Annotated in this window: 27 protein-coding genes; 8 read left to right on the top strand and 19 right to left on the bottom strand. The window is 60.2% G+C overall.

The window, feature by feature from the left end; translation table 11 throughout:
- Window positions 1-60: 60 nt before the first annotated feature.
- The gene (gene tig, locus ROG8370_RS01640; RefSeq protein ID WP_085825352.1) at window positions 61-1392 is read left to right on the top strand and encodes a trigger factor; all 1332 of its coding nucleotides are present in this window, start codon (window positions 61-63) and stop codon (window positions 1390-1392) included.
- A gap of 128 nt (window positions 1393-1520) precedes the next feature.
- On the opposite strand, the gene ROG8370_RS01635 is transcribed toward tig, so the two are convergent.
- The 5 genes from ROG8370_RS01635 to rpsF all read right to left on the bottom strand — a co-directional run bounded on the left by ROG8370_RS01635 (window position 1521) and on the right by rpsF (window position 4826).
- Window positions 1521-2330 (bottom strand): acyl-homoserine-lactone synthase, encoded by an 810-nt coding sequence (locus ROG8370_RS01635; protein ID WP_085825351.1) that lies wholly within the window; start codon window positions 2328-2330, stop codon window positions 1521-1523.
- A 155-nt stretch (window positions 2331-2485) separates the two neighbouring features.
- Window positions 2486-3211, bottom strand: coding sequence for an autoinducer binding domain-containing protein (locus ROG8370_RS01630; protein WP_085825350.1), 726 nt, complete (start codon window positions 3209-3211; stop codon window positions 2486-2488).
- A gap of 374 nt (window positions 3212-3585) precedes the next feature.
- A complete protein-coding gene (gene rplI, locus ROG8370_RS01625) occupies window positions 3586-4203 on the bottom strand; it encodes a 50S ribosomal protein L9 (protein WP_085825349.1) in 618 nt (205 codons plus the stop codon).
- 12 nt (window positions 4204-4215) lie between these two features.
- Window positions 4216-4443 (bottom strand): 30S ribosomal protein S18, encoded by a 228-nt coding sequence (rpsR, locus tag ROG8370_RS01620; RefSeq protein ID WP_039002053.1) that lies wholly within the window; start codon window positions 4441-4443, stop codon window positions 4216-4218.
- Window positions 4444-4472: 29 nt separating this feature from the next.
- Window positions 4473-4826: a 30S ribosomal protein S6 gene (gene rpsF, locus ROG8370_RS01615; RefSeq protein WP_085825453.1), complete on the bottom strand. Its 354-nt coding sequence runs from the start codon at window positions 4824-4826 to the stop codon at window positions 4473-4475.
- 232 nt (window positions 4827-5058) lie between these two features.
- Here rpsF and ROG8370_RS01610 point away from each other — a divergent pair, with 232 nt between their 5' ends.
- Together ROG8370_RS01610 and ROG8370_RS01605 are read left to right on the top strand one after the other, a co-directional pair.
- Window positions 5059-5568 (top strand): hypothetical protein, encoded by a 510-nt coding sequence (locus tag ROG8370_RS01610; protein WP_085825348.1) that lies wholly within the window; start codon window positions 5059-5061, stop codon window positions 5566-5568.
- A gap of 119 nt (window positions 5569-5687) precedes the next feature.
- Entirely contained in the window at window positions 5688-6263 is a 576-nt protein-coding gene (locus tag ROG8370_RS01605) for a YceI family protein (protein WP_085825347.1), read from the top strand.
- A gap of 84 nt (window positions 6264-6347) precedes the next feature.
- Here ROG8370_RS01605 and ROG8370_RS01600 read toward each other — a convergent pair whose 3' ends face one another.
- The 7 genes from ROG8370_RS01600 to ROG8370_RS01570 form a co-directional block, all read right to left on the bottom strand.
- Window positions 6348-7559 (bottom strand): DegT/DnrJ/EryC1/StrS family aminotransferase, encoded by a 1212-nt coding sequence (locus ROG8370_RS01600; protein WP_085825346.1) that lies wholly within the window; start codon window positions 7557-7559, stop codon window positions 6348-6350.
- A gap of 134 nt (window positions 7560-7693) precedes the next feature.
- Window positions 7694-8998, bottom strand: a complete 1305-nt coding sequence (locus ROG8370_RS01595; protein WP_085825345.1) for an NAD(P)/FAD-dependent oxidoreductase — start codon at window positions 8996-8998, stop codon at window positions 7694-7696.
- 37 nt (window positions 8999-9035) lie between these two features.
- Entirely contained in the window at window positions 9036-10403 is a 1368-nt protein-coding gene (locus tag ROG8370_RS01590) for a glutamine synthetase family protein (protein WP_085825344.1), read from the bottom strand.
- A gap of 1 nt (window position 10404) precedes the next feature.
- Window positions 10405-11082 (bottom strand): type 1 glutamine amidotransferase, encoded by a 678-nt coding sequence (locus tag ROG8370_RS01585; RefSeq protein WP_085825343.1) that lies wholly within the window; start codon window positions 11080-11082, stop codon window positions 10405-10407.
- 86 nt (window positions 11083-11168) lie between these two features.
- Window positions 11169-12485 carry a glutamine synthetase family protein gene (locus ROG8370_RS01580; protein WP_085825342.1) on the bottom strand — a complete coding sequence of 439 codons (1317 nt, stop codon included), beginning with the start codon at window positions 12483-12485 and terminating at the stop codon, window positions 11169-11171.
- A 112-nt stretch (window positions 12486-12597) separates the two neighbouring features.
- Window positions 12598-13290 carry a M48 family metalloprotease gene (locus tag ROG8370_RS01575; RefSeq protein WP_085825341.1) on the bottom strand — a complete coding sequence of 231 codons (693 nt, stop codon included), beginning with the start codon at window positions 13288-13290 and terminating at the stop codon, window positions 12598-12600.
- A 59-nt stretch (window positions 13291-13349) separates the two neighbouring features.
- The gene (locus ROG8370_RS01570) at window positions 13350-14303 is read right to left on the bottom strand and encodes a radical SAM protein (protein WP_085825340.1); all 954 of its coding nucleotides are present in this window, start codon (window positions 14301-14303) and stop codon (window positions 13350-13352) included.
- 169 nt (window positions 14304-14472) lie between these two features.
- Between ROG8370_RS01570 and zwf the strand changes: the two genes are divergently transcribed.
- Genes zwf through pgi form a run of 3 tightly spaced genes read left to right on the top strand, consistent with a single transcriptional unit; the run spans window position 14473 to window position 18224 of the window.
- A complete protein-coding gene (gene zwf / locus ROG8370_RS01565) occupies window positions 14473-15927 on the top strand; it encodes a glucose-6-phosphate dehydrogenase (protein WP_085825452.1) in 1455 nt (484 codons plus the stop codon).
- Window positions 15924-16595 (top strand): 6-phosphogluconolactonase, encoded by a 672-nt coding sequence (pgl, locus tag ROG8370_RS01560; protein ID WP_085825339.1) that lies wholly within the window; start codon window positions 15924-15926, stop codon window positions 16593-16595. The genes zwf and pgl overlap by 4 nt, the downstream gene beginning before the upstream one ends.
- 24 nt (window positions 16596-16619) lie before the next feature.
- On the top strand, window positions 16620-18224 hold the full coding sequence (gene pgi, locus ROG8370_RS01555; RefSeq protein ID WP_085825338.1) for a glucose-6-phosphate isomerase: 1605 nt from the start codon (window positions 16620-16622) through the stop codon (window positions 18222-18224).
- Window positions 18225-18272: 48 nt separating this feature from the next.
- Here pgi and ROG8370_RS20455 read toward each other — a convergent pair whose 3' ends face one another.
- On the bottom strand, window positions 18273-18434 hold the full coding sequence (locus ROG8370_RS20455) for a hypothetical protein (protein WP_170925155.1): 162 nt from the start codon (window positions 18432-18434) through the stop codon (window positions 18273-18275).
- A gap of 225 nt (window positions 18435-18659) precedes the next feature.
- Between ROG8370_RS20455 and ROG8370_RS01550 the strand changes: the two genes are divergently transcribed.
- The gene (locus ROG8370_RS01550) at window positions 18660-18935 is read left to right on the top strand and encodes a glucose-6-phosphate isomerase (RefSeq protein WP_085825337.1); all 276 of its coding nucleotides are present in this window, start codon (window positions 18660-18662) and stop codon (window positions 18933-18935) included.
- 100 nt (window positions 18936-19035) lie between these two features.
- On the opposite strand, the gene eno is transcribed toward ROG8370_RS01550, so the two are convergent.
- The 5 genes from eno to ROG8370_RS01525 form a co-directional block, all read right to left on the bottom strand.
- Entirely contained in the window at window positions 19036-20313 is a 1278-nt protein-coding gene (gene eno, locus ROG8370_RS01545) for a phosphopyruvate hydratase (protein ID WP_085825336.1), read from the bottom strand.
- A 99-nt stretch (window positions 20314-20412) separates the two neighbouring features.
- Entirely contained in the window at window positions 20413-21312 is a 900-nt protein-coding gene (locus ROG8370_RS01540) for a DMT family transporter (RefSeq protein ID WP_085825335.1), read from the bottom strand.
- A gap of 76 nt (window positions 21313-21388) precedes the next feature.
- Window positions 21389-22285 (bottom strand): cation diffusion facilitator family transporter, encoded by an 897-nt coding sequence (locus ROG8370_RS01535; protein WP_085825334.1) that lies wholly within the window; start codon window positions 22283-22285, stop codon window positions 21389-21391.
- A gap of 119 nt (window positions 22286-22404) precedes the next feature.
- Window positions 22405-22743 (bottom strand): DMT family transporter, encoded by a 339-nt coding sequence (locus ROG8370_RS01530; RefSeq protein WP_073194665.1) that lies wholly within the window; start codon window positions 22741-22743, stop codon window positions 22405-22407.
- A 72-nt stretch (window positions 22744-22815) separates the two neighbouring features.
- On the bottom strand, window positions 22816-23283 hold the full coding sequence (locus ROG8370_RS01525) for an Lrp/AsnC family transcriptional regulator (RefSeq protein ID WP_085825333.1): 468 nt from the start codon (window positions 23281-23283) through the stop codon (window positions 22816-22818).
- 121 nt (window positions 23284-23404) lie between these two features.
- Here ROG8370_RS01525 and ROG8370_RS01520 point away from each other — a divergent pair, with 121 nt between their 5' ends.
- Entirely contained in the window at window positions 23405-23611 is a 207-nt protein-coding gene (locus ROG8370_RS01520; protein ID WP_085825332.1) for a DUF6356 family protein, read from the top strand.
- A gap of 69 nt (window positions 23612-23680) precedes the next feature.
- On the opposite strand, the gene ROG8370_RS01515 is transcribed toward ROG8370_RS01520, so the two are convergent.
- Window positions 23681-25885: an NADP-dependent isocitrate dehydrogenase gene (locus ROG8370_RS01515; RefSeq protein ID WP_085825331.1), complete on the bottom strand. Its 2205-nt coding sequence runs from the start codon at window positions 25883-25885 to the stop codon at window positions 23681-23683.
- Window positions 25886-26027: the final 142 nt, after the last annotated feature.

The following is a 26027-nucleotide window of genomic DNA, read 5'->3' as shown; positions in this document are numbered from 1 at the left end:
CCCTGATTTTGACCGCTGCGGACGCCTCCGCGGCCCGATTGCAATGGATGAGGACGAACAATGCAGGTCACCGAGACCCTGAACGAAGGCCTAAAGCGCAGCTACACGATGACCCTGTCGGCCAAAGACCTGGACGCCAAGGTTATGGAAAAGCTGAAAGAAGCCCAGCCCGATGTGGAGATGAAAGGTTTTCGCAAAGGTAAAGTGCCGCTGGCGCTGTTGAAAAAGCAATTCGGCGACCGGGTGCTTGGCGAAGCCATGCAGGAAACCGTCGATGACGCCATGAAAGCGCATTTCGAAGAAAAGAAAGAGCGCCCGGCGTTTGAACCCGATGTCAAAATGACAAACAAGGACTGGAAAGAAGGCGACGACGTCGAAGTCGAGATGAGCTATGAAGCTCTGCCGCCGATCCCGGAAATGGACCTGAAAACCATCAAGCTTGAGCGTCTGGTGGTCAAGGCCGACGACGCGGCCGTTGATGAGGCGCTGGCCAATCTCGCCGAGAGCGCGCAGGATTTCAAAGACCGCAAGGCCGGCGTGAAATCGAAAGACGGCGACCAGGTCGTGATCGACTTTGTCGGCAAGGTTGACGGCGAAGCCTTTGAAGGCGGAAGCGCCGAGGATTACCCGCTTGTGCTTGGCTCAAACAGCTTCATCCCCGGTTTCGAAGAACAGCTGGTCGGTGTGAAGGCCGAGGAAGAAAAGGCCGTTACGGTCACCTTCCCCGAGGAATACCAGGCCGAGCATCTTGCCGGTAAAGAGGCGGTTTTTGACTGCACCATCAAGGCCGTGCGCAAGCCGGTTGCCGCCAAGATCGACGACGAGCTGGCCCAGAAGTACGGCGCAGAAGATCTTGCCGGTCTCAAGGCCCAGATCAGCGAACGCCTCGAGGCGGAATATGCCGGTGCCTCGCGCGCCATCCTCAAGCGCAACCTGCTTGACGTTCTGGACGAAAAGATCAGCTTCGATCTGCCGCCGACGATGGTTGAAACCGAGGCCAAGCAGATCGCGCATCAGCTTTGGCACGAGGACAACCCCGAGGTTCAGGGTCATGATCACCCCGAGGTCGAAGTGACCGATGAGCACACCAAACTTGCCGAACGCCGGGTGCGTCTTGGGCTTGTTCTGGCCGAGCTTGGTCAGAAGGCGAACGTCGAAGTGACCGATGCCGAAATGACCCAGGCGGTGATGAACCAGGCGCGTCAATATCCGGGCCACGAGCGGGAGTTCTTTGAATACGTTCAGAAAAACCCGCAAATGCGTCAGCAGATGCGTGCACCGATTTTTGAGGACAAGGTGATTGATTTCGTGGTCGAGCTGGCCGAGGTTTCCGAAAAGGAAATTTCCAAGGACGACCTGGAAAAAGCCATCGAGGCGATGAACGACGAATAATCGCCGTCAGCGTCAGCACAAAAAGAAGGGCCGCCCCGGGGAGAAATGGGGCGGCCCTTTTTCGTTCATGTGCTGCTGCGCGGTTCAGCCTGTGCTGTCTGAACCGCGAAATACGCGCTTTATGGGGGTTAAGCGCGCATATCTGAGCTGGAACGAACCATATGCGCAAGGGCGGCCCGAAGGGCCTTTGCGGCACGTATTTCATGTTCGGTGGTTGCGGCAGCGATCTGTTCTTCGCAGTACGAATTCAAATCCGCAACATCCTCTGCGGGCTCGGCGTTGTTGGCTTTGTGGGCCTCGAATGTGTCGGCAACCATATCTTCATCGGCAAAAACATCGTGATGAATGCCCGAGAAGTTGCGAAGGCGGGCAATGCGTTCGTCCGTGCAATCCAGAAGGGCCGCCAATGCGGGAACCTTGCCCATATCCGTCTTTTTGCCAACGTAATCATAGGGAGCGTTGTCCGACCGCCGCAGGACCCGATCCATGATCGGATCAATCACGGTGATGATGTCGGTGATGCCCGAGTCCCTCGCGTATTCAAGCGAGGCAAGCATAAGCTCGCTTGTGGCATAGGATATCGAATTTGGTCCCTTGCCGCGATCTAGGCGCGAGGTGTCTACGCAAAAGCGGGTGGATTCCCAGATTGTGGCGCTGCGAAGCGGCGGTTCACCGTCCAGAATTGCCGAAAACACATCGGCCAGCATGTGCGGACCGTTGGTCTGGAGGGCGCGCACACAGGATACAACTTCGCCCTCGTCATCCAATCCGACGACATAGGCAGGATCAAGAGCGTCGAAGTGGTCAAACTCGCGCCCGTTTTCGATGTTCACTTCCCATCCCAGACGGTCACCAAAGACGCGGGCCCGCAGGCGGAACATGTCATCCAGAATTCTTGGAAATCTGTGTTTGTTGAGTGCATCAATTGTCAGGATCATTTTACGTATTCCCCATGTCTGTCCGTGAGTGGCAAACCTGTCTGTCCGTGAGTGGCAAACTTGTGGGAACAAGGTTAGCCAAATCCTTACGAACCGCTATTGGGGGAATCCCGTAAGCTCGCATTAATGTGATTGCAAGTGGGCTGTGGCGGGGCCTAACCGGGGTAGATCAAGCCACTGGATATCGCGCGACCGACGGCCTGGGCTGTTGTCAGCGCGTATAACTTATGACGCGCCGAGCGTAAATGGACCTCGACCGTGCGGTGGGAAATCGACAGGATATCGCCAATGTCCTGATGGGATTTTCCCGCTGCCGTCCATTGCAGGATTTCAATTTCGCGGCGCGACAGGGTTGGTGTTCTCAGCAGGTTTGAAAACGCATCCGAGGTAATGACCATGTCGTGAATATGAACGGCGACCGCCTGAAGCTGGGGTAAAAACTCTTTCTTCAGGCTTTTCCATTGGGCTTCGGGCAGGCTACTTGTCACACTCAAGCCCCCCATGTCCCCGTAAGGACCGCGGACCGGGATTGTTATGCCTTGATCGACAATGCCAAAATCGCGGGCGGCATTGAAGACGCGATTATAGTCTTCATTGTGCTCAAGGCGTGTCCAATCGACCGGGGCAATGCTTCTTTGCGCGCCTTTCAGTGTCGGGTCAATTTCATGAAATCCGTTTTCCGCATAATGACGTTTCCAATCATCACAATAGGTTACGTGCCCACAGACGGAGCGATTGATCGGATTCATTCCGGCATAGGCAACATTGTCGACGCCGAACGTGTCACAAATCTGGTGGAGGTAAGTATCGAGCTTTCCGACATTGTCGGGCAGAAGGCTCAGATCCAGCACCTCTGACTTATGGGCAGGTGTCAGATTCATCCTGTCGATCCTTGCACCGGTGCGACAACACTACAGGTTCCCTGAACCCTGTCCATGGAATGGGCACGACACCGTCCTTCAACTGGCCTTGCTGGCACCTGCCAGAGGCTTGGAATGACCACTGCCATAAGGGGCCTTTGCCCGAATGCCGTATGTGCCAGCAATGTAATGTCGTTCTCCACACATTGGTAAGTCTAAGGTGAGCCGCAGCTTGCGCTTGATAGCCGCCACTTGGCATCTCCAAGGCTTTCGCAACATTAGTTCGAAACCTAGCATGAGCGAGATTGTTTTGTCGAGCATGGCTAATGAACGTAATAGCGCCGCGCAGGTGATCTGCGCGGCGCTTTGTCGTCATTGCTCAGGTCGGATCAACCTTAGGTGTCGTCGTCCGATGCGGCGCTATGGGCAACATCGGCCAGATCATCGTCGTCAGATGCGGCTGCGCCGATATCCTCGAACAGTTCCGCGATTTCAAAATCGGCGGCTTGTTCGGCTTCTGCGGCGGCATCCTGAATGGATTTACCAGACGCCTGAAGCTCGGCCTCTTCGGTAGAGCGCGCAACGTTGAGCACGATGGTCGCCTCGACCTCGGGGTGCAGCGTGACGAGTACGTCATGAAGACCCAGGTATTTGATCGGGCTGGTCAGCGCGACTTGCTTGCGCTCGACGGTAAAGCCGTTCTCGGTTGCCGAGTCGGCCGCGTCACGGGTGCTGACCGAGCCATAAAGCGCGCCGCTGTCAGAGGCCTGGCGAATCACGATGAACTGCTGACCGTTCAGCTTGTCCGCCATGGCTTCGGCTTCTTTGCGGGTCTCGAGGTTTTGTGCCTCAAGCTGCGATTTGCGGTTCGCGAAGTCTTCGATGTTCTTGGCCGAAGCCGAGAGCGCCTTGCGCTGCGGCAGAAGATAGTTTCGCGCAAAGCCGGGCTTTACGTCAACGACTTCGCCCATCTGGCCAAGCTTGGCCACGCGTTCAAGAAGGATCACTTGCATATCAATGTCTCCTTATTTCACGGCATAGGGCAGCAGGGCGAGAAAGCGGGCACGTTTGATGGCACGGGCCAGTTCACGCTGCTTTTTAGCCGAGACTGCGGTGATGCGGGACGGCACGATCTTGCCACGCTCAGAGATGTAGCGTTGCAGCAGGCGCGTGTCTTTATAGTCGATTTTCGGCGCATCATCACCCGAGAAGGGGCAGACCTTGCGGCGACGGAAAAACGGTTTGGTAGCCATTGGTTATAGTCCTTTCTTCAAGTGATGGATTAACGGCGCTCGCGGCGTTCGCCACGTTCTTCACGCTTCTGCATCTGGACCGAGGGGCCCTCGGCATGCTCGTCGACCTTGATGGTCAGAACGCGCATCACATCATCATGCAGGCGCATCAGGCGCTCCATCTCCTGAACCGCCGACGACGGTGCGTCGGTTTTCAGAAAGGCATAGTGGCCCTTGCGGTTTTTGTTGATCTTGTAGGCCATCGTCTTGACGCCCCAGTACTCGCTTTCAACGAGTGTGCCGCCATTGTCGGTCAGCACGGCGCCGAAATGTTCAACAAGGCCTTCGGCTTGCGCGTTGGACAGGTCCTGGCGCGCGATCATGACATGCTCATATAGCGGCATGTTTTCTCCATTTCTATCAAGGCGCATTTCATAGGAGGGGCAAGACCCTTTCGCGGCCCATCCACGAGAGACTGCGCGGTGCATAACGATTGCGAAAGGTCCGGCGCGTATACGATGGATGTGGTCGACGCGCAAGCCGGTTTGACCGGGTCGAAGGAATGCCTTGAGCTTGCCCCATTTACGGCACTTTTCGCGGCCAATTTGTAACTGTTCGAGTGGAAAGGATAAAGACATGGTTGCCTTGCCGGATCTGCCGCGTGATTTCAAGCACGCGCCCCACAGCTTTCATGACAGCACCACGACGTCCGAGGACAAGGCGAAAAAGACGGATCTTCGTCGTGCTGCCAAGGGCTTCCTCGGAAGTGTTCTCTTGCTCTCCGCGGCGGGCGTCTGGCTGGTGTCGGCGGGGGCGAATGACGCGGCGATGATGTTGATCAAGCTGGTCTTTTCCGTCTCCCTGTTCTGTGTCGGCGCGATGTGCTTTTCAACGCTCGACCCCGAAGACATCGCGCCCGAGGTGCAGATCGACACCAAGCGCCGTCAGCTTCGGGTGATAGAGACCGGAATCGACGGGCGCACGCGCCGGGTTGCGGTGCATGAGCTTGATGATCTGGCGGAACTGTCCCTGCGTGATCAGGTTCTGACAGCGCGCGATTTCTCGGGTCGCCAGATCGTGGCCTTGCCAGTGAACGACCGTGCGACCGAACGCGCCCTGCGCCGCGCGTTGAGCTTTGCCGCCTGAACCGGCGAGTGTTCGCCAGTCCACAGCCTCTGTTTGAATCTACGCAATTGTGATTTGGGGCCGCCGGGGCGAGGTGTACAAGCATGACTTGTACGTTTCTCGCCTGGAGGCTTTTGATTATGAAACAGACTTTGATCGCAGCGGCTCTTGCCCTGACCACGACCGGGGCGCTTGCTGCTCCGCAGACCTACACATTGGACCCGAGCCACAGCCAGGTGGTGTTTTCCTATAACCACCTCGGTTTCTCGACAACCTACGGCATGTTCGCGGGCTTTGAAGGCGCGATCAGCTTTGATGCCGAAGATCCTGCCGCGTCGTCCGTCTCTGTGTCGATGCCTTTGATGTCGATGATGACCGGCTGGCAAAAGCGCTTTGATCATTTCATGACCGAGGATTTCTTTGGCGCCTCTGAGGGCGACATGGTTACCTTCACCTCGACCGCCATCGAAGTGACCGGCGACAATACGGCCAAAATCACCGGCGATCTGTCGATGAACGGCGTGACCAAAGCCGTTACCCTCGACGCCACCCTGAACCAGAGCCTTGAGGCGCACCCGATGAACGGCAAGCCGTGGATGGGGTTTGACGCCACCACCACCTTGCTGCGCTCAGACTTTGGTGTCGACAAATTCGCGCCCTATGTCAGCGACGAAATCGACGTGAAAATCTCGATCGAAGCAGGGCAGGCCGAATAAGCCATCCGGCTTGTTGACCACTCACGGAAAAAGGCCGCCTGCGGGGATGCAGGCGGCCTTTTGTGTTGCTCTGATTGAGCCGCCTTAAGTGCCGTAGGCGCGCGCAACGCCCATCACATCCTCTGCGGCACTGACAAGCGCGTCGGAAATTATGTCCAACTCGGGCATGCTCAGCCGCGCGGGCAGGCGCGTATCACAGGCCCGCATCAGCATCGCACGCGTCTGCGGCAGATGGGGCGTCTCACCGGGAATGAATTGCCAGTTCCAGAAGGCGCGGGCGTTATCGACGTTTTGCCCGAACACCTGAACCTTGACGCCGCGCGCAGAGGCGGCATCGGCAAAGGCGCGGGTTTGCTCATCGCTGAGCCCGACAAGGTTGAACTGGATCGAATCCGGGGCCCGCTCTTCCGGGCCGAGTTTTGGCGGAACGCTCAGCCAAGGCGACAGGTTCAGACGCTCGGCGACATAGTCGTGATTTCTGCGCCCCTGGCTGACACGGCGGGCAAGTTCGGAAAGCTGTGGGCGGATGATCGCGGCCGACAGATTGTTAAGCCGCAGATTATAAAGCGGAAACTTGTTCTGCGCGCGCGCGAAGGCCGCCTCAAGCAAGGGGTCGGGGGTGGCAATATGCTTGGCCCAGTTGTGCTCATAAGCGCCCGACATGATCACGGCGCGGGCAATAAGATCGGCGTCATCGGTGATCATTATGCCGCCCTCGCCGGCATTGACCATCTTGTAGGACTGAAAGCTGAAACAGCCGATCCGCCCCAGCGTGCCGATGTTGCGCCCGTTCCATGTGGTGCCAAGCGAATGCGCCGCATCCTCGATCACCGGAATGCCGCGCGCATCGCAAAGGGCAAGGATCGCATCCATGTCCGAGGTGTGTCCGCGCATGTGGCTGATGATGACGGCGCTGATCTTATCCGCAAGGCGCGCCTCGAAGTCCTTGATGTCAATGCGGTAATTCTCACCCACCTCGCAGAGCACCGGCACGCAATCGGCGTGAACCACCGACGAGGGCACTGCGGCAAAGGTAAAGGCCGGGATCAGAACCCGCGCGTCACGCGGCAGGCCAAGCGCCTTGAGCGACAGGAAAAGCGCCGCCGAACAGGATGAGACCGCCAAGGCGTATTTCGCGCCAAGCAAAGCCGCAAACTCTGCCTCAAGCAGGGTAACGGGGGCATTTTCCGGCGCTGTATAGCGAAACAGATCACCCGATTTCAGCATCCTGTCGACCTCGGCGCGGGCGGCTTCGGGGATCGGTTCGGCGTCATAAACATTGGGGGATAGGGTCATGTATTCGGCTTTCCTGAAAGTAAGCTTCGGATTTTATAAATGTATATCCTGGGAAAGTAGCAAAAAGCCAAAGAAAAACCCGCGGCCGGAATGGCGCGGGGCAAGGTGTTGCCATTTCGCAAAACAAGGGTGGATTACACGCCCAGGCGATCGCGCAAGGAAAACCAGGTCATGGCCATCACCAAAAGCGGCGAGCGCAGCGCCGCGCCGCCGGGAAAACTTGGCGTGGGGACGCGTGTCATGGTGTCAAACCCGGCCGCCTGGCCCAGAATGGCGTTTGCCATCAATTTGCCGGCATGGGTCGCTGTTCCCACACCATGCCCGGAGTATCCCGAGGCCGAGAGCATGTTGGGCGCGACCCGTGCCAGATAGGGCATCCGCTTCATGGTGATCGCCAGCGTGCCGCCCCAGGCATAGTCGATCTCGACATCGCGCAGGTGGGGGAAAATCTCGACCATCGGCTTGCGCACGGTCGCCGCAATGTCGCGCGGAAACCTGTAGCCATAGCTTTCGCCGCCGCCGAACAGCAGGCGCTTGTCATGGCTCAGGCGGAAATAATTCACCACGAATTTGGTATCGGCCACGGCGATATCGCGGGTCAGAACGCGCGCGACCTCATCGTCAAGCGGGCGGGTGGCGGCGATGAAATTGTTGATCGGCATCACCCGTGCGGCCACCTTGCGATCAAGCCCGCCAAGATAGCCGTTGCAAGCGAGGATCACGTGGTCGGCCTCAATAGCCCCGGCATCGGTTGCGACTTTGACGCGGGCGCCGCGGGTGATGTGATGCACCGCCGATCCCTCGTGAATGCGCACGCCCGCCGCCGCCGCCGCGCGGGCCAACCCGATCGCATAAGACAAAGGGTGTAAATGCGCCGCCCCCATATCCAGAGTGCCGCCCTTATAGGCCGGGGACGGACAGATCGCCTGCATCGCGTCATGATCGAGAGTCTCGATCTGATCATAGCCATAGATCCGGGACAGATGTTCGGCATAGCCATGCTCGTCCTTCACCTCGCGCGGCGAAAAACAGGCATGCGCCACGCCTGGCTTGAGATGACAGTCGATCTTGTGCTTTGCCACCAGCGACTTGATCAAGTCCTTGGCCTCTTCGGCCAGCCCCCAGAGCTTTGCGGCATCGTCGCGCCCGACCAGGCGCTCAAGCCCGGTCTGCTCCATCCGCTGACCGCTGCCCAACTGCCCGCCATTGCGCCCCGAGGCGCCAAAGCCGACGCGCTGCGCCTCCAAAAGCACCACATCCATGCCCGCCTCGGCCAGATGCAGCGCCGCCGAAAGCCCGGTATAGCCGCCGCCAATCACGCAGACATCCGCCCGCCCGCGCCCCTTCAGCGGCGCAAATGCGGGCAGGGGCGTCGCGCTCGCCGCGTACCAGCTTTGTGGATACTCGCCGCGACGGTCATTGGCATAAAGCAGGTTCATGGGCTTCTTCTTGGCTCAAATACTCATGCGAGCGGCGTCACACGTTCAGCAACAGATGCTCGCGTTCCCACGGGCTGATGACCTGAAGGAATTCCTCGTATTCCGTGCGTTTCACGATGCCGTAAACCCTTGCAAATTCCGGCCCGAGAATGGCGTGCAGGTCTTTTGCCTCTTCAAACATGTCAAGCGCCGTGCCCATCACGTTGGGAATATCGCTATCCCCGGCATAGGCGTCGCCCTTGAATTGCTTGTCGGGGCGCTCTTCGTTGATGATCCCCAAAAGACCACAGGCAAGGCTTGCCGCGATGCCAAGATATGGGTTGCAGTCCATGCCCGCCATGCGGTTTTCCACCCGGCGCGCTTCGGGCCCCGACAGCGGCACGCGGATGCCGGTGGTGCGGTTGTCGCGCCCCCAGGCAAGGTTGATCGGCGCGGCGTGATCCTTGACGTAACGGCGATAGGAATTCACATAGGGCGCCATCACCGCGATGGCCGAGGGCAGGTGGCGCTGCAAGCCGCCGATAAAGTGGAAGAACGCATCCGTCTCGCCGCCCTGCGGCCCGGCAAAGATGTTGCGTCCGGTCTCGATATCCAGAATCGAGTGGTGAATATGCATGGCGCTGCCGGGCTCGTCCTCGATCGGCTTGGCCATGAAGGTGGCAAAGCAATCGTGGCGCAGCGCGGCCTCGCGGATCAGGCGCTTGAAGTAGAACACCTCATCGGCAAGCTTGATCGGGTCGCCATGGCGCAGGTTGATCTCAAGCTGTCCGGCGCCACCCTCCTGGGTGATGCCGTCAATCTCAAAACCCTGCGCCTCGGCAAAGTCATAGATGTCGTCGATCACCGGGCCGAATTCGTCGACCGCGGTCATCGAATAGGCCTGGCGCGCGGCGGCGGGGCGGCCAGAGCGGCCCATCATTGGCTTGATTTCCTGCGCCGGGTCGATGTTACGCGCCACGAGGAAAAATTCCATTTCGGGCGCGACCACGGGTTTCATGCCGCGATCCTTGTACATCTGCACCACCCGGCGCAGCACGTTGCGCGGGGAAAACGGGATCGGCGTGTGGTCGCGATCATAGGCGTCATGGATCACCTGAAGCGTCCAGTCGGCAGTCCACGGCGCGGCGGTGGCGGTGCTCATGTCCGGCTTGAGGATCATGTCACGCTCGATAAAGCCGTCTTCGCCTGCGGCCTCGCCCCAATCGCCGGTGATGGTCTGAAAAAAGATCGAGTCGGGCAGGTGAAAATAATCCTGCCGCGCGAATTTCGAGGCCGGCACCGCCTTGCCCCGCGCAATGCCGGGCAGGTCGGAGATGATGCATTCAACCTCGTCAAGCCGACGGCCCTCAAGATAGGCCTGCGCCGCGGCGGGCAGGGAATCGGTAATTTTGGACAGATCGGCCATTTCAGGCACCTCGTTTGAAAAATGTCGCCATTCGGTTGGCTATTTCGGCATTTGCGACCGGCTGGTCCAGTCGCTCCATCGCGTCTTTGAGCAGGGCATCGGGCACATTTCCGGGCCCACGGTGATGAATAAGTCGATCCACCATCGTGGCGGTGAATTCGGGATGCGGCTGGATCGTATAGATCCGGTCACCATAGACCAGCGCCGCGTTTTCGCAAAACGCGCTTGATCCCACGACCTCTGCCCCTTCGGGCAGGGTGGTGACCTGATCCTGATGCCAGGCATTCAGCGGCAGGCGCGTGCCTTCGATCTCGTATTCGGTCACGCCCACCGACCAGCCGCCGTCGAATTTCTCGACCGTGCCGCCAAGCGCCTGCGCGATGACCTGATGACCGAAACAGACCCCGACAAGCGGGCGGCCATCGGCATATATCTCGCGGATCAGCTGTTCCAGCGGCGCGATCCAGGGCAGATCCTCATATGCGCCATGTTTCGAGCCGGTGATCAGCCAGCCATCGGCGGCCGTGGGACCACTGGGAAAGTCGCCATCGACCACGTTATAGGCGTCAAACTCGAACCCGTGTCCGGCAAGCAGATTGGCAAACATCACTTCGTAATCGCCAAGCTCATCAAGCACGATATCGGGGGCGTGGCCGGTTTTCAGAATTCCGATCTTCATAGGGCTCTCATAATTTGATCAAATTTAGCCTAACCCGACCGATGCGTGGCTGCAAGGGCGGCGGATATGGCCGGGTCTGGATCAGGCTATACCGTATCGAGATAGGTCTTCCAGTGGTGTTCCTCGGGAATTTCCGCCATCCGCGCAAGTTCCTGGCGTTTGGTCATCACCAGATTGCGGATAAGTTCGGCGTCAAATATCCTGGCGATCATCGGGTCGCTCTCGAAGATATCAATCGCGCTCTGCCAATCGGGGGCAAGTTGCGGCAGGTCCACCTCATAGGCATTGCCACTGATCGGCGGCGGCGGGGTCATGCCCTCTTCGATCCCGGTGATCGCGGCGCCAAGGATGGCGGCAAAGCTCAGGTAGGGGTTGATATCGCCGCCTGCGACACGGTGCTCGATACGGCGCGCAGCTGGTGGCCCGCCCGGAATACGGATCGCGACGGTGCGGTTTTCATAGCCCCAGCCCGCGCCGGTGGGCGCATGGGCGCCGGGCACAAGCCGGGTATAGCTATTGGCATTGGGCGCGAAGATCAGGCTTGAGGGCGGCATCGCCGCGATACAGCCCGCCACTGCCGCGCGCATCAAATCGGTGCCCGCATCAGTGCCGTCGTTAAAGACGTTGCGCCCCTCTGCGTCGAGAACAGAGAAATGCATATGCATGCCGTTGCCGGTGTCATCCTCGAACGGCTTGGCCATAAAGGTGGCGACAAAGCCATGTTTGCGCGCCAGGCCCTTGATCATGGTCTTGAAAAGCCAGGTATCATCGGCCGCGCGCAAGGCTGTCTGGTGGTGCAGGGTAAGCTCGAACTGGCCGATTCCGGCCTCGCTGACAGCGGTCTCGACCGGGATTTCCATCTCGGCGCCGGCCGAATAAAGCGCGCTCAGGAATTCGTCAAAGGCGTCCATCTGGCCAAGCGACAGGATGCCGGGGGCCGACATCCGCCGCCCGCTGCGCGGGTCACGCACGGTCTTGAGGCTGCGCCCGCTGTCGTCGACAAGGGTGAACTCAAGCTCGGTTGCGGCATCGACCGTCCAACCGCGCGCGGCAAAACGGGCAAGCACCCGCTCAAGCGCGTGGCGCGGATCGCCCGCAAACGGTGTGCCATCGTCGTTATGCAAGACCATCGGCACAAGGCCCTGTGGCACGTCAAGCCAAGGCAGGGGCACGGGGCCGCGATCGGTCGGCATCAGCCGCCCGTCGATATCGCCGGATTCAAAGACCAGCGGAGAATTCTCGATATCGGCGCCGAAAACATCGACATTGAGCGACGACAGCGGCATGCGCACGCTGCCATCGGCGAGTTTACTGGCGTGGCTGGCGGGAAGGCGCTTGCCGCGCATGCGACCGTTGAGATCACAGGCGGCCACGCGGAAGGTCTGGAACTGGGTAAGGTCCATTTGAAAAACATCCTGAACATGATTTGCCACAGACTATCCGCTCGCCACCGGCTTTGCCAAGATAATTTGATCAAAAAATTCAAAGCCAAGTCAAAGGCCTCGATCCCGCATGCTATTTGAGGGCGTTCTGCCAGCGGTCTTCAAGCTTTTCGATCGCCGCGATCCGCTCGGACGTCTTGGGGTGGCTCAAGAGCCAGGCCGGCATCACGCCGCCCGCGCCTTCGGTCAGCGCATCAAGCTTCTTGAACAGCGACTTTTGCGGCGCGGTGCCAATCCCGGCCTTGGTCAAGAGCGCGGCAGCATAGGCGTCGGCCTCGTATTCATCGCCGCGCGACAGGCGCGCCGCCAAAAGCCGGGTCAAACCGCTTGCGATCCAGGCGCCAATGCCGGGCAGAAACCGCGACAGAACCATCGCAAGCGCGGTGCGCAGGGCGTTCTGGCCGGAAAAGTCGATCATCCGGCGGCGCGAATGGCCAAGCGCCACATGGCCCAACTCGTGGGCGATGACGCTGGCCATTTCATCGGCGGTGACCTCGCCGGTCTGAAACTTGCGATAAAATCCACGGGTGATGAAAATCCGGCCATCCGGCGCGGCAAGGCCATTGACCGGGTCGATCTCATAGATATGCACCCGTACCCGCGCGATATCGAGCGCGCGTGCCATCCGGTCGGTCATATGCTTGAGCATCGGATCGGCAAGCTCGGTCGATTGCGCGTCAAGCTCTCGCGAGGTGCGCCAGACCGAAAAGCGGTACATGACAAAGGCGTAAAGCACCGCCAAAAGGATGGGTGTGAAACGGATCATACCAGATATATGGGGCAGGGCGCGCGGCCTGACAAGCGGGACATGCCCCCGTCAGGGCCCTATCCCGAACAGCTTGCCCCGCCCAAAACGCAGAACTTGGCGCAATGAGGATGGTTAAGGGCGACGTCACGCTCGGCCTCGGCCAAGGTCTCTCCAAGCTCGAACTCGGGCGCATAGGGCAGCAGGGTACAGGCCAGCACCGCCGGCCTCTCGGCACCCTTGCGTTTCACCACCATGCGCGACGAGGCGCACATCGGCTCGCTCGGGCTTTTGCCAAGGATGTCCCAACAGGCGGTGGTGATCTCGGGCACTTCGGCGGTTTCGTCCATCTCGGGGAAAAGCACCGTGGCGGCGGGGTTGTTGGCGTCGATGTCAAAGCCATGCTCGGAATAGAGGCGGCGATAGCCCTCGCGCGATTGCGCATCGCTCTCGCCCCAGACGGTGCGCCCGGCGACGGTCATGGCAAACCCGTTGTCGCGCAGCCATTGCATGCCCTCGATGGTGCGTTTGAAGGCGTCCTTGCCGCGCTCTTCGTCGTGACGCTCCTCTGACCAGTGGTCGAGAGAAATCCGCAGGGTGATCTTGTCGCGCCAGTTCCTGGCGAGATCAAGCAGGCCCGCGCGCATGGTCTTGCGCATCATCGGGCGCATGGCGTTGGTCAGGATCAGGACCTCGTGACCGGCCTCAAGCGCGGCGCGCGCCATTGCGATCATTTCGGGGTTCATGAAGGGTTCGCCGCCGGTAAAGCCGATCTCGGTGATCGGCCAGTCGCGGGCGGTAATCTGTGTGAGATACGCGCGCACCTCTGATTCTGTGATGTAAACCAGCGCGTCATTGCTGGGCGAGCTGAGGATATAGCAATTGGCGCATTCGATATTGCACAGCGTTCCGGTGTTGAACCACAGCGTTTCAGGATGGCTCAGCGCCACGCTGGCGCGGGTTTGGCCATCGGCGGTAACGTTGGGGTGCTGAAACTTGCCCGAATTGGCCGGGCCCGCGACGACATCTTTCATACTGCAATCCGCTTTCTGTTTGCTTTTTGTCGCCTATCTGCTGTGAACTGGCAAGTGAAGGGGTCTGAGAACGCTTGACGCCATTGTGAAGGCCTCACGACATGTTAGAGTTGGCAGCGATGGCACGTCATCCGAAAAGATCGGGTACGGCAAAGCAGGAGTGGTCGTCATGGCGTCGCGGGTGATCCCGGTAGAACCCTTTGATCTGGTGATTTTCGGCGGCACGGGCGACCTTGCCCGCCGCAAGATCTGGCCCGCGTTGTTCCGCCGCTTTGTGGCCGGGCAGATAGAAGGTGACGTGCGCCTGATCGGGGCGGCCCGTGGCGGGATGGACAGCGCTGCGTTCAAGGAGTTCGTGAACAAGGCCATTTTGAAACATGGCGGCGAAGAATCCGGGCGCACAGACGATTTGTCGTCCTTTCTCGAGATGTTGCACTATGTCACGCTGGATGCGCGCGGCGATGCAGGCTGGGTTGAACTGGCCGTGCTGATGCGGCCGGATCGCATTCGGGCGTTTTATTTCTCGGTCGCGCCCTCGCTGTTTGGCGATCTGGCAAAGCGGTTGCACGCGCATGGCATGGCCGATGACACAAGCCGCATCGTGGTGGAAAAACCCTTTGGCCGCGATCTTGAAACCTCGCGCGATCTTAACCGGGTGCTGGCGCTGCATTTCGATGAATGCCAGATTTTCCGGATTGACCACTACCTCGGCAAGGAAACCGTGCAGAATCTGATGGCGATCCGGTTTGGCAATGTTCTGTTCGAGCCGCTCTGGAACAGCCAATACGTCGATCACATCCAGATCACGGTGGCCGAATCTGTCGGCGTCGGCGGGCGCGGCGATTATTATGATAAATCAGGCGCGATGCGCGACATGGTGCAGAACCACATGATGCAGCTGTTGTGCCTGATCGCGATGGAACCCCCGGCCAAGTTTGATCCCGACGCGGTGCGCGACGAAAAGCTCAAGGTCATCCGCGCGCTTGATCCGGTGCGCGGCGCCGATGTGGTGCGCGGTCAATACGAGGCACAGGGCGAGCGGCCCGACTACCGCACCCAGGTTGAAGACCCCGAAAGCACCACCGAGAGCTTTGTCGCCCTCAAGGCGCTGATCAGCAATTGGCGGTGGGCGGGCACGCCGTTCTATTTGCGCACCGGCAAGCGCTTGCGTGATCGCGCCAGCGAGATTGCAGTGGTGTTCAAGGACGCGCCGCATTCGATCTTTGGCGCCGATGCCGGGCGCCATCGCAACATCCTCACGATCCGCCTGCAACCCAACGAGGGGATCGAGCTTGGGGTGACCATCAAGGAACCGGGGCCGGGGGGGATGCGTCTTATCGACGTGCCGCTCGACATGACATTTTCCGAGGCTCTGGGGCCGGAAGATGCAGATTTTCCAGATGCTTACGAGCGCCTTATCATGGATGTGATACGTGGCAACCAGACCCTGTTCATGCGCGGTGACGAGGTCGAGGCGGCCTGGGCCTGGACCGATCCGATCATCGCCGATTGGGCCGAAAGTGCGGCGCCGCCGCTGCCCTATGTATCGGGAAGTTCCGGCCCCGATGAGGCGCTTATGCTGATGCATCGCGACGGGCGCCGCTGGAGGGAGATCAAGCCATGAGTTTTGTCGAATATGCCGATTCCGAAATGCTGGCGATTGCCGTGGCCAATGAGCTTGCCGGAGAATTGAAGGCGGCGCTCGATCATCAGGAGCGCGCAGTTTTCGTAGTGCCAGGCGGGACGACGCCGGGGCCGATCTTTGACGATCTCTGCGACGCCGAGCTGGATTGGAGCCGGGTCGATGTGCTGCTCAGCGATGAACGCTGGCTGCCCGAGGCGCATATCCGCTCGAATAGCCGGCTGATCCGCGAGCGGCTCTTGACCGGGCGGGCGGCCAAGGCACGGTACTTGCCGCTTTATGCCAGGGCCGAAACCCCCGAGGCCGTCCTGGCCGAGTTGGAGGCCAATATCGCGCCGAACCTGCCGATCTCGGTCTGTCTTCTCGGGATGGGGGCGGATATGCACACCGCCTCGATCTTTCCCGGTGCCGACAACTTGGAAGAGGCCTTGGCGCCGCGCGCGCCGATCCTTGTGCCGATGCGCGCACCGAATGTGCCCGAGGTACGGGTGACCCTCTCGGCGCATGTGCTTGATGAAGCGCTTTGCAAACATATTGTCATCACCGGCGATCAAAAGCGTGCAGCCATTGAACGCGCCCGTTATATGAGACCTGTCGACGCGCCGATTGCGGCGGTTTTGTCAGGTGCAACAGTGCATTGGGCCCCGTAAGAGGGCACTGTTAGGGGTATTTCGATGTGGCAAGAATTCAAGGCTTTGGCCGATGAGGCCGAGACCGTGGACATCATTGAGTTGTTCAAGACCAAAGACCGGGCAGAAGCGTTTTCGCTGCGGTTTGACGGGATGCTGTTTGATTATTCCAAGACCCGCCTGACCGAGACCACCCGTGCCGCTCTTGTTGATCTTGTGGCGGCGCGTGACGTGGCGGGGCGGCGGGACGCGATGTTTCGCGGGGATCCGATCAACGAAACCGAAGGTCGCGCCGTGCTGCACACCGCGTTGCGCAACCTGTCGGGCGGGGCGATCCGGGTTGCGGGCGAGGATGTCATGCCCGAGATCAACGCAACCCGTGCCTGCGTGCAGGGCTTTGCCGAAGATGTCCGCTCGGGGCGGTTTCAGGGGGCGGGCGGCGCGATCACCGATATCGTCAATATCGGCATAGGCGGCTCGCATCTTGGGCCTGAAATGGCGGTGATGGCGCTTAGACCTTATCATGACGGGCCGCGCTGTCATTTCGTATCCAACATTGACGGCGCCGATATTTCCGACTGCCTGAAGGGGCTTGATCCGACACGCACGCTTGTGATCGTGGCCTCCAAGACCTTCACCACGGTTGAGACCATGACCAATGCCGCCACGGCGAGGACCTGGATGGCGGCGGCGGTCAAAGACCCTGGCAAGCAGTTTGCAGCGGTCTCATCAGCCGTGGACAAGACGGATGAATTTGGCATCCCGCCCGAGCAGGTGTTTGGCTTTGGCGACTATGTTGGCGGGCGCTATTCGGTCTGGGGGCCGATCGGGCTGGCGCTGATGATTGCCATCGGCGCCGAGAGGTTCACCGACTTCCTGGTCGGCGCCGAGACGATGGACCGGCATTTTCAAACCGCCGCGCCACTTGAAAATATGCCGATCATGCTGGCACTTGTGGGCGTCTGGCATCATCAGGTGCGCGGCCATGGCACGCGCGCGGTGCTGCCTTATGACCAGCGTCTGGCGCGTTTGTCGGCCTATCTGCAACAGCTTGAAATGGAGAGCAACGGCAAGGGCGTCACGATGCAGGGCGCGCCTCTTGAGGGGCCGTCCGGCCCTGTCGTTTGGGGCGAACCGGGCACCAACGGGCAACATGCCTTTTACCAGCTTATCCATCAGGGCAAGGCGGTGGTCCCCTGCGAATTCTTGGTTGCCGCCAAAGGCCACGAACCCGAGCTGGAACATCATCATCAGCTTTTGGTGGCCAATTGCCTCGCGCAGTCGGTGGCCCTGATGCGCGGGCGCAGCATGCAAGAGGCGCGCGCCCTGATGGTCGAGAAAGGATTTGAGGGTGCCGAGTTAGAGCGTCAGGCCGCCCATCGGGTGTTTCCGGGCAATCGCCCCTCGACCACGCTGATTTATGATCAGCTGACGCCGCGCCGCCTTGGCCAGATCATCGCGCTTTACGAGCATCGCGTCTTTGTCGAGGGGGTGATCCTTGGCATCAACTCTTTCGATCAGTGGGGCGTCGAGCTTGGCAAGCAACTGGCCGTGACGCTAGAGCCGATCCTGAAAGGCGCGCGCGATGGCGCGCAAAAAGATGCCTCCACCCGTCAACTGATCGCCTTCGCGCGCGGCTTCATGACCTGACGGCGATCACGCCCGCGGTGACGCGAGCGCTATAATTTCCCTTTTGGTTCAGAAGCTTGGTAAGCAATCCACTGCAACGGGCTCAATATCCTTGACCGGATCATCGGGGCCGCATTCTTCGCCGGAGATCGGATATCGCCCTTCTTCAGCACATGCGCCAAGCATGCCGGTGGTCATGAGGGCAAGCAACAAGACTGTAAGTCGTTTCATCGTAGGTCGTCTCCTGTTTTCCGGGCCAGTTCCTGCCCTCTGCGCCCAATCATAGGTGGCAATGCGCACCCCTATTTTGATTGGGATCAAGGTGCGGCGGAATTCTGCGCAAAACTGATCTGGCGCATAATGCCGTTCTTTGGGCGCGGCTATACTTGGCGCGGGTCAAGGTCTGGCCCGATAGGTCGTGTCACGGCCTGTCGCCATATACGAGAGGAGAAACAGATGCGAATTTTGATGATGATCGCGGCGGGGGCTTCGGTTCTGACACTGGGCGGCTGCGAGGGCATGTCCCCTGAATCGAGAACCGTTGCCGGTGTGGCCGGGGGCGCTGCAGCCGGGCTTATCACCGCCGAGGCGCTTGGCGCCAGTAATGAATGGCGTCTGATTGCGGCCTTGGCCGGTGCGGCGGCAGGCACCGTGGTGGCGCAGAACACTGCGACGGAAAATTGTGCCTATTCGCGTGGCGATGGCACCTATTACACAGCGCCCTGCCCATAAACGAGCAAGGTACGACGGGTCGGGCGTGCTGCCGTGACCTAAGACGAAAAAGGGCGCCCCGATTATATGGGCGCCCTCAAAAAGCCAGGTGCAAAACACCTTAGCCGCGCAGAATTGAGTGGCCCGCATATTGCGCCGTTTCGCCAAGCATTTCCTCGATGCGGATCAACTGGTTGTATTTCGCCAACCGGTCCGAGCGCGCAAGGCTGCCGGTTTTGATCTGGCCACAGTTCGTGGCCACGGCGAGATCGGCGATGGTGGCATCCTCGGTTTCGCCCGAGCGGTGCGACATCACATTGGTCATGCGCGCGCGATGCGCCATGTCGACCGCTTGAAGAGTCTCTGTCAAGCTCCCGATTTGATTTACTTTTACCAGCATAGAGTTGGCACAGCCCCGCTCGATCCCCATTGCAAGACGCTCGGGGTTGGTGACGAAAAGATCGTCGCCCACAAGCTGTACCTTGTCGCCGATGGCGTCGGTCAGGGATTTCCAGCCGTCCCAGTCATCTTCGGACATGCCATCCTCGATCGAGATGATCGGATAATCGGCCACAAGCGCCGCAAGATAGGCGACGTTCTCATCCGAGCTCAGGGATTTGCCTTCGCCGGAGAGCTCGTATTTGCCGCCCTTGTAGTATTCAGTGGCCGCGCAATCGAGCGCAAGATAGATATCTTCGCCCGGTTTATAACCCGCCTTTTCGATGGATTTCAGAATGAAATCAAGCGCGTCGCGGCTAGAGCTAAGGTTGGGGGCAAAGCCGCCCTCATCGCCGATGCCGGTCGAGAGGCCCGCGTTCGAGAGCTCTTTCTTGAGGGTGTGGAAGACTTCGGCGCCCATGCGCACGGCGTCACGGATGTTTTCGGCCGCGACCGGCATGATCATGAATTCCTGAATATCAATCGGGTTGTCGGCATGCTCGCCGCCGTTGATGATATTCATCATCGGCACCGGCAAAAGCCGCGCCGAGGTGCCGCCCACATAGCGATAAAGCGGCTGGCCAGAGAAATCTGCCGCCGCCTTGGCGCAGGCAAGGCTGACGCCGAGAATGGCATTGGCACCGAGGCGACCCTTGTTGGGGGTGCCGTCAAGCTCGATCATCGCCATATCAAGCGCGACCTGTTCGGTGGCATCAAACCCGGCAAGCTCTTCGGCGATCTCGCCGTTGACGGCCGCGCAGGCCTCAAGCACGCCCTTGCCCATGTAGCGGGCCTTGTCGCCATCGCGCCGCTCAACCGCTTCATGGGCGCCGGTCGAGGCACCCGACGGCACGGCGGCGCGCCCCATTGTGCCATCTTCCAGCGTTACATCCACCTCGACCGTGGGGTTGCCCCGGCTGTCCAGAATTTCGCGGGCGTGAATGTCGATGATGCTGCTCATTGGGGATTCCTTGCATGCATTAAAGTTGGCTGTGCCTTAGCAAGTTTCACGGGAAATGGAAACTGCGACAGGTAGTGCTAACATAGGCGCCGTGCTTCGTTAGCCGCGCGGCAGGCTGGCAGCACTTGGCGCGACCGAGCGGCGCGCAACGCGGCGCTCGCGCAGAAACGTGTAGAGGCCAGAGGCGATGATGATCGCGGCGCCTGTGAGGGTCCAGACATCGGGGCGCTCGTCAAACAGCGTGGTGCCGATGATCAGGGCAAAAACAAGCCGCGAGTAGCGGAACGGCGTGATCACCGCCACATCGCCAAGCCGCATCGCCGCGACAATCGCGTAATAGGCGGCAACCCCGGTGATCATCGCAAAGCCGAAATCGCGCCAGTCCACCGCCGAGGGGACGGCGGGCGTGCCCGAGATCGCCAGCAGGATAAGGCCCGCCGGCACCAGCGTGGCAAAGGCATAGGTCGAGAGCTGCATCGACGAAATGCTGCGCGGTACGGCACGGGTGGCCAGGTCGCGGATGGCAAGGCCGATCACCCCCTGCACGGCAAAAAGTGACGCAGGTTCAAAGCCTTGCACGCCGGGGCGGATCACCATCAAGACCCCGCAAAAGCCAACCAGAATGGCGCTCCAGCGGCGCCAGCCGACTGCCTCACCAAGGAAAAGCGCCGCGCCGAGCGTGACCGCCAGTGGCGTCGCCTGCAAGATTGCCGAGGCCGAGGACAGCGGCGTGAGCGCAATCGCGGTGACAAAGCCGATGGTGCCGATCAGCTCGCCGAAATTACGTAGCAGAACCGGGCGCGATATCACATCGCGCGACAAAAGACGGTGGCCCTGCGACAGGGTGATCGCGGCAAAGATGATCGCGCCGCCGATGCCGAGGAAAATCACGATCTGGCCGACCGGAAGATTGACGGCAAGCCGCTTGATGAACATATCCTCAAGCGCAAAACCGGCCATCGCCAGAACCATGAGAATGCTGCCGCGCAGGTTTTCCATTGAACGCCGTCTTTCGTGAGAGGATCATCCCCTGTTAGCCCGGCTTACCTGTCAAAGGAAAGCGCCAAAGCCGACGTTATGACAGCACGACAATGCCGTTATGCTTGGCCTTGTGTTCGGGCTCTACATGGATAGTGACGCGGGCATCGGGCAGGGCATCCATCAAGGCCGCCTCGATCCGGTCGCAGAGCATGTGCGCCTCATCCACCGTGGTCGCGCCGGGCATGACAAGGTGAAAGTCGATAAAGGTGACCTGGCCGGCGTGGCGGGTGCGCAGGTCATGCGCCTCGACGGCGTCACCGCTGCTGGCGGCAAGGGCGATGGTCTCGCGGATCTTGGTCAATTCCTCGTTCGAAACCGCCTCGTCCATCAGCCCGCTCAGCGATTGCTTGATCACGCCCCAGCCCGACCACAGGATATTGAGCGCCACCAGCCCCGCCATCACCGGGTCAAGCACCCACCATCCGGTGACAAGCGCCAACCCGACCCCGATCAGCACGCCGACCGAGGACACAACATCGGTGATCAGGTGCTTGCCATCGGCCACAAGCGCCGGCGAGCGATGCGCGCGCCCGGCACGGATCAAAACAAAGGCCCAGGCCCCGTTGATCAGGCTGGCGCCCGCGTTGATCAGCATGCCCGCAAAGGGCGCGTCCGGCGCGAAGGGCGCCATGAAGCCGCCGTAGGCCTCGCGCAGGATAAAGAGCGCCGCGATCACGATCAGAACGCCTTCGAGAACCGCGGAAAAGAACTCGGCCTTGTGGTGGCCATAGGGGTGGTTGCTGTCGGCGGGGCGCTCTGCCACGCGCAGGGCAACCACCACGGCGAGGGCCGCCGCCACGTTCACAAGGCTTTCAAGCGCATCCGACATCAGCGCCAGCGACCCGGTCAGCCACCAGGCGATCACCTTGAGACCCATCACCAGAAGGCCGATGAACACACTGCCAAAGGCCAGCTTCATCACTCGTGTCATCGCGGCAAATCCCCGCCTTTTTGGTTGCGGTGTGTGTCAGGACGGTGGGCGTCTAAACATCGCGCGCTGGATAGCGGCAAGCGACGCAGGATTCTAGGCTTTTTGCCCGCTTTGGCAGATTAATGTGCCCCGGCGCGCGAAAACAGCTGGATCACCACGATACCGGCAAGGATCATCGCGGTGCCAAGGATCGCGGGCAGGTCGAGTTTCTGGCCAAACACCAGATAGCCGATGGCGGCGATGAACACGATGCCAAGGCCAGACCAGATCGCATAGACCACGCCGACCGGCATCACCCGAAGGGCCTGCGCCAGAAAGTAAAAGCTGATGCCATAGGCGACGAAGGCAAGCACCGAGGGCCAGAGCCGGGTGAACTGCTGACTGGCCTGCAAGGCGGTGGTGCCGGCGGTCTCGGCAAGGATGGCGAAGGCGAGAACGAGATAGACTTGGGGGATCATGATGCGCGACCTTTCGTCTTGAACCCGTCCAGCCCTAGCCAATTTTTCGCGACGGCGCAATTTGGCAAATGTCTAGGCGTGGGTCAGGGGGAGTTCGGTGGTATGTTTGATCTCTTCCATCACGAAGCTGGCCGAGACATCGCCCATCGGTACCCGCGCGATCAAGGTCTGATAAAGACGGTCGTAATCGGCCATATCGGCGACCTGCGCGCGGATCAGGTAATCGAGATCCCCCGACATGCGGTAAACCCCCTGAACCTCGGGCAGGGCGCGGGTGGCGCGGGCGAATTGCGCCAGCCACTCGGCGTCATGGCGCGCGGCGCGGATTTGCAGGAACACGGTCAGCCCAAGCCCAAGCTTTGCCGGATCAAGCAGGGCCACGCGAGCACGGATCACGCCCGAGGCCTCAAGCGCCTTGACGCGGCGCCAGCAGGCATTGCGCGACAGGCCGACCCTTTCGCCCAAGGCATCAAGCGCCATGGCGGCGTCGCGCTGGAATTCTTTGAGGATACGGCGGTCGATGTCGTCAAGAGTGCTCATGAAATCCTCTAATTTTGGGATAATATCCCACAATTACGGCATTTTCCCGCATCTTTGGGAAAAAATTGCCATGACCCGGGGATAATTTCAATTCAAGCAATCAACCAAGGGGGCCAAGGCCATGATTTCCAAAGTCTTTCTCGATCATCCTAAGTCTGTCGATGAAACCTATCTTGAGCATGCCCGCTTTGCCGGCACGTTCAGCCTGAAACTGTTTGGCGCGGGTTTCGCGGCGCTGATCCATGCGCTTATCCCGGCGATGTTTGATAAAACCGCCAGCCGGATGATCGCCGAGATGTACGAAAAGACCCACAATCGCGGCCAATAAAAACGGGGGCCAAATCGGCCCCCGCTCATTGTCACATGTAGGGTGGGTGAAACCCACGCTCCTTTTGGCTTAGCCGATGATGCCGTTCAGGGTCGCACTCGGGCGCATGACGGCGACAAGCTTGGCCGGGTCGGCATGGTAATAGCCGCCGATATCCGCCGGTGTGCCTTGAACTTCGGCAAGCTCGCCGGTGATCTTGCCCTCATTCTCGGCCAGGGCCTTTGCGACGGGCGCGAATTCTGCGGCAAGGGCCGCGTCGTCGCTCTGCGCGGCGAGGGCTTCGGCCCAGTAGCGCGCGAACCAGTAGTGGCTGTCGCGGTTGTCGGGCTCACCGACCTTGCGGCTTGGCGAGCGGCCATTGTCAAGAATGCCCTGCGTGGCGGTCTCGACGGTCTCCCCCAGAACCTTGGCGCGGGCGTTGTCCTTGGTCTCGGCCAGGAACTTGAAGCTTTCACCAAGCGCACAGAATTCGCCCAGTGAATCCCACCGCAGGTGGTTTTGGCCCAGAAGCTGTTGCACGTGCTTGGGGGCCGAACCGCCGGCACCGGTTTCAAACAATCCGCCGCCCTGCATCAGCTTGACGATCGAGAGCATCTTGGCCGAGGTCGCCAGTTCCAGAATCGGGAAGAGGTCGGTGAGGTAATCGCGCAGCACGTTGCCGGTGATGGCAATCGTGTTCTCGCCCTTGGTGATGGTCTCAAGGCTGGCGCGAGTCGCGTCACGCGGGGTCATGATTTCGAACTTGTCGGCCACGCCCTGGGCCTCAAGGATCGGCTTGACCATGGCAATAAGCTCGGCGTCATGGGCGCGGGCCGCATCGAGCCAGAAGATCGAGCGGTAACCGGTCGCCTTTTGACGGGCGATGGCAAGGTTCACCCAATCCTCGATCGGGGCCTTGCGCGCCGAGGCAGAGCGCCAGATGTCGCCTGCTTCGACACTGTGCTGATGCAGCACGGTGCCGTCATCAAGCACCATTTTCACGCTGCCGTTCACCGGGATTTCAAAGGTGGTCGGGTGGCTGCCGTATTCCTCGGCCTTTTGCGCCATCAGGCCGATGTTCTGCACCGTGCCGGCGGTCGCCGGGTTGAGCTTGCCATTGGCTTTGAAGAATTTGATCGCCTCGTCGTAAACCGGCGCATAGCTGTTGTCGGGGATGACGCAGGCCGCGTCATGTTCCTTGTTGTCCGGGCCCCAGCCTTTGCCGCCGGCGCGGATCAGCGCGGGCATCGAGGCGTCAACGATCACGTCAGAGGGGACATGCAGGTTGGTGATGCCACGGTCGCTGTCGACCATATACATCGGCGGGCGCGCGGCCATGGTCTCGTCAATCGCGGCCATGATGTCTGCATTGCCCTTGACCCGCTCAAGCAGATCGCCAAGGCCTGAATTGGGCGAGACACCAAGCGCGTCCATCTCGGCGCCGAATTTCTCGAAGACCGGCGCAAGGAACTGTTTGACCGCATGGCCAAAGATGATCGGGTCAGAGACCTTCATCATCGTCGCCTTGAGGTGCATCGAAAACAGAACGCCCTCGGCCTTGGTTTTCTCGATTTCCTCGGCAAGGAAGGCGTCAAGCGCTGCGGCGCTCATGTAGGTCGCATCGACCACTGTGCCGGCGGGATAGCTCAGCCCGTCCTTCAGGACGGTTTCGCCATCGGCGGTTTCCAGAACGATCTTGGCCTTGGCGGCATCGGCAAGGGTGGCGGATTTCTCGTTCGAGAAAAAGTCGCCGCCGTCCATCGCCGCGACGCGGGTTTTGCTGTCGGCGCTCCACTCGCCCATGCGGTGCGGGTTCTTTTGGGCAAAGCTCTTGACGGCAGCGGCGGCGCGACGATCAGAGTTGCCTTCGCGCAGGACCGGGTTCACGGCCGAGCCCTTGATCGTGTCATAGCGCGCGCGCACGTCTTTTTCAGCGTCTGTTGCGGGCTCCGACGGATAATCGGGGATGTCATAGCCCTGCGCCTGAAGCTCGCTCACGGCGGCCAAAAGCTGCGGGACCGAGGCCGAGATATTCGGCAGCTTGATCACATTCGCCTCGGGCGTTTTGACCAGTTCACCCAGCTCGGCAAGGTCGTCTGACACGCGCTGATCGGCGCTCAGCTTGTCGGGGAAGGTCGACAGGATGCGACCGGCAAGCGAGATATCCCTGGTGCCGACGGTGATGTCGGCGGCGGCGGCAAAGCGCTGGATGATCGGTAGGAGCGAAGCACTTGCAAGCTCGGGGGCTTCGTCAACCTTGGTGTAAATGATATCGGGAACAGTTTTATTGACCATCGGGCATACCTCTCGATCAGGTTAAGAAATGTGCCGTGGGTCTGGCGCAGGGGCGGAGCAGACACGCGCGGCACGGAATCGTTTGCTTGGGCGGGTCATAGCGCAAATCGGTGGTGCATGAAAGACGGTATGCGACAGTATA

It is taken from the genome of Roseovarius gaetbuli (assembly GCF_900172365.1).
In the GTDB taxonomy this organism is placed as follows: domain Bacteria; phylum Pseudomonadota; class Alphaproteobacteria; order Rhodobacterales; family Rhodobacteraceae; genus Roseovarius; species Roseovarius gaetbuli.
The sequence above is the reverse complement of the archived record's forward strand: the minus strand, read 5'-3'. Positions and strand labels throughout refer to the sequence as shown.

What these genes read in the sequence shown, in the direction of transcription:
- tig (WP_085825352.1), top strand. Translation starts at nt 61, where the DNA reads ATGCAGGTCACCGAGACCCTGAACGAAGGCCTAAAGCGCAGCTACACG.
- ROG8370_RS01635 (WP_085825351.1), bottom strand. Translation starts at nt 2,330, where the DNA reads ATGATCCTGACAATTGATGCACTCAACAAACACAGATTTCCAAGAATT.
- ROG8370_RS01630 (WP_085825350.1), bottom strand. Translation starts at nt 3,211, where the DNA reads ATGAATCTGACACCTGCCCATAAGTCAGAGGTGCTGGATCTGAGCCTT.
- rplI (WP_085825349.1), bottom strand. Translation starts at nt 4,203, where the DNA reads ATGCAAGTGATCCTTCTTGAACGCGTGGCCAAGCTTGGCCAGATGGGC.
- rpsR (WP_039002053.1), bottom strand. Translation starts at nt 4,443, where the DNA reads ATGGCTACCAAACCGTTTTTCCGTCGCCGCAAGGTCTGCCCCTTCTCG.
- rpsF (WP_085825453.1), bottom strand. Translation starts at nt 4,826, where the DNA reads ATGCCGCTATATGAGCATGTCATGATCGCGCGCCAGGACCTGTCCAAC.
- ROG8370_RS01610 (WP_085825348.1), top strand. Translation starts at nt 5,059, where the DNA reads ATGGTTGCCTTGCCGGATCTGCCGCGTGATTTCAAGCACGCGCCCCAC.
- ROG8370_RS01605 (WP_085825347.1), top strand. Translation starts at nt 5,688, where the DNA reads ATGAAACAGACTTTGATCGCAGCGGCTCTTGCCCTGACCACGACCGGG.
- ROG8370_RS01600 (WP_085825346.1), bottom strand. Translation starts at nt 7,559, where the DNA reads ATGACCCTATCCCCCAATGTTTATGACGCCGAACCGATCCCCGAAGCC.
- ROG8370_RS01595 (WP_085825345.1), bottom strand. Translation starts at nt 8,998, where the DNA reads ATGAACCTGCTTTATGCCAATGACCGTCGCGGCGAGTATCCACAAAGC.
- ROG8370_RS01590 (WP_085825344.1), bottom strand. Translation starts at nt 10,403, where the DNA reads ATGGCCGATCTGTCCAAAATTACCGATTCCCTGCCCGCCGCGGCGCAG.
- ROG8370_RS01585 (WP_085825343.1), bottom strand. Translation starts at nt 11,082, where the DNA reads ATGAAGATCGGAATTCTGAAAACCGGCCACGCCCCCGATATCGTGCTT.
- ROG8370_RS01580 (WP_085825342.1), bottom strand. Translation starts at nt 12,485, where the DNA reads ATGGACCTTACCCAGTTCCAGACCTTCCGCGTGGCCGCCTGTGATCTC.
- ROG8370_RS01575 (WP_085825341.1), bottom strand. Translation starts at nt 13,290, where the DNA reads ATGATCCGTTTCACACCCATCCTTTTGGCGGTGCTTTACGCCTTTGTC.
- ROG8370_RS01570 (WP_085825340.1), bottom strand. Translation starts at nt 14,303, where the DNA reads ATGAAAGATGTCGTCGCGGGCCCGGCCAATTCGGGCAAGTTTCAGCAC.
- zwf (WP_085825452.1), top strand. Translation starts at nt 14,473, where the DNA reads ATGGCGTCGCGGGTGATCCCGGTAGAACCCTTTGATCTGGTGATTTTC.
- pgl (WP_085825339.1), top strand. Translation starts at nt 15,924, where the DNA reads ATGAGTTTTGTCGAATATGCCGATTCCGAAATGCTGGCGATTGCCGTG.
- pgi (WP_085825338.1), top strand. Translation starts at nt 16,620, where the DNA reads ATGTGGCAAGAATTCAAGGCTTTGGCCGATGAGGCCGAGACCGTGGAC.
- ROG8370_RS20455 (WP_170925155.1), bottom strand. Translation starts at nt 18,434, where the DNA reads ATGAAACGACTTACAGTCTTGTTGCTTGCCCTCATGACCACCGGCATG.
- ROG8370_RS01550 (WP_085825337.1), top strand. Translation starts at nt 18,660, where the DNA reads ATGCGAATTTTGATGATGATCGCGGCGGGGGCTTCGGTTCTGACACTG.
- eno (WP_085825336.1), bottom strand. Translation starts at nt 20,313, where the DNA reads ATGAGCAGCATCATCGACATTCACGCCCGCGAAATTCTGGACAGCCGG.
- ROG8370_RS01540 (WP_085825335.1), bottom strand. Translation starts at nt 21,312, where the DNA reads ATGGAAAACCTGCGCGGCAGCATTCTCATGGTTCTGGCGATGGCCGGT.
- ROG8370_RS01535 (WP_085825334.1), bottom strand. Translation starts at nt 22,285, where the DNA reads ATGACACGAGTGATGAAGCTGGCCTTTGGCAGTGTGTTCATCGGCCTT.
- ROG8370_RS01530 (WP_073194665.1), bottom strand. Translation starts at nt 22,743, where the DNA reads ATGATCCCCCAAGTCTATCTCGTTCTCGCCTTCGCCATCCTTGCCGAG.
- ROG8370_RS01525 (WP_085825333.1), bottom strand. Translation starts at nt 23,283, where the DNA reads ATGAGCACTCTTGACGACATCGACCGCCGTATCCTCAAAGAATTCCAG.
- ROG8370_RS01520 (WP_085825332.1), top strand. Translation starts at nt 23,405, where the DNA reads ATGATTTCCAAAGTCTTTCTCGATCATCCTAAGTCTGTCGATGAAACC.
- ROG8370_RS01515 (WP_085825331.1), bottom strand. Translation starts at nt 25,885, where the DNA reads ATGGTCAATAAAACTGTTCCCGATATCATTTACACCAAGGTTGACGAA.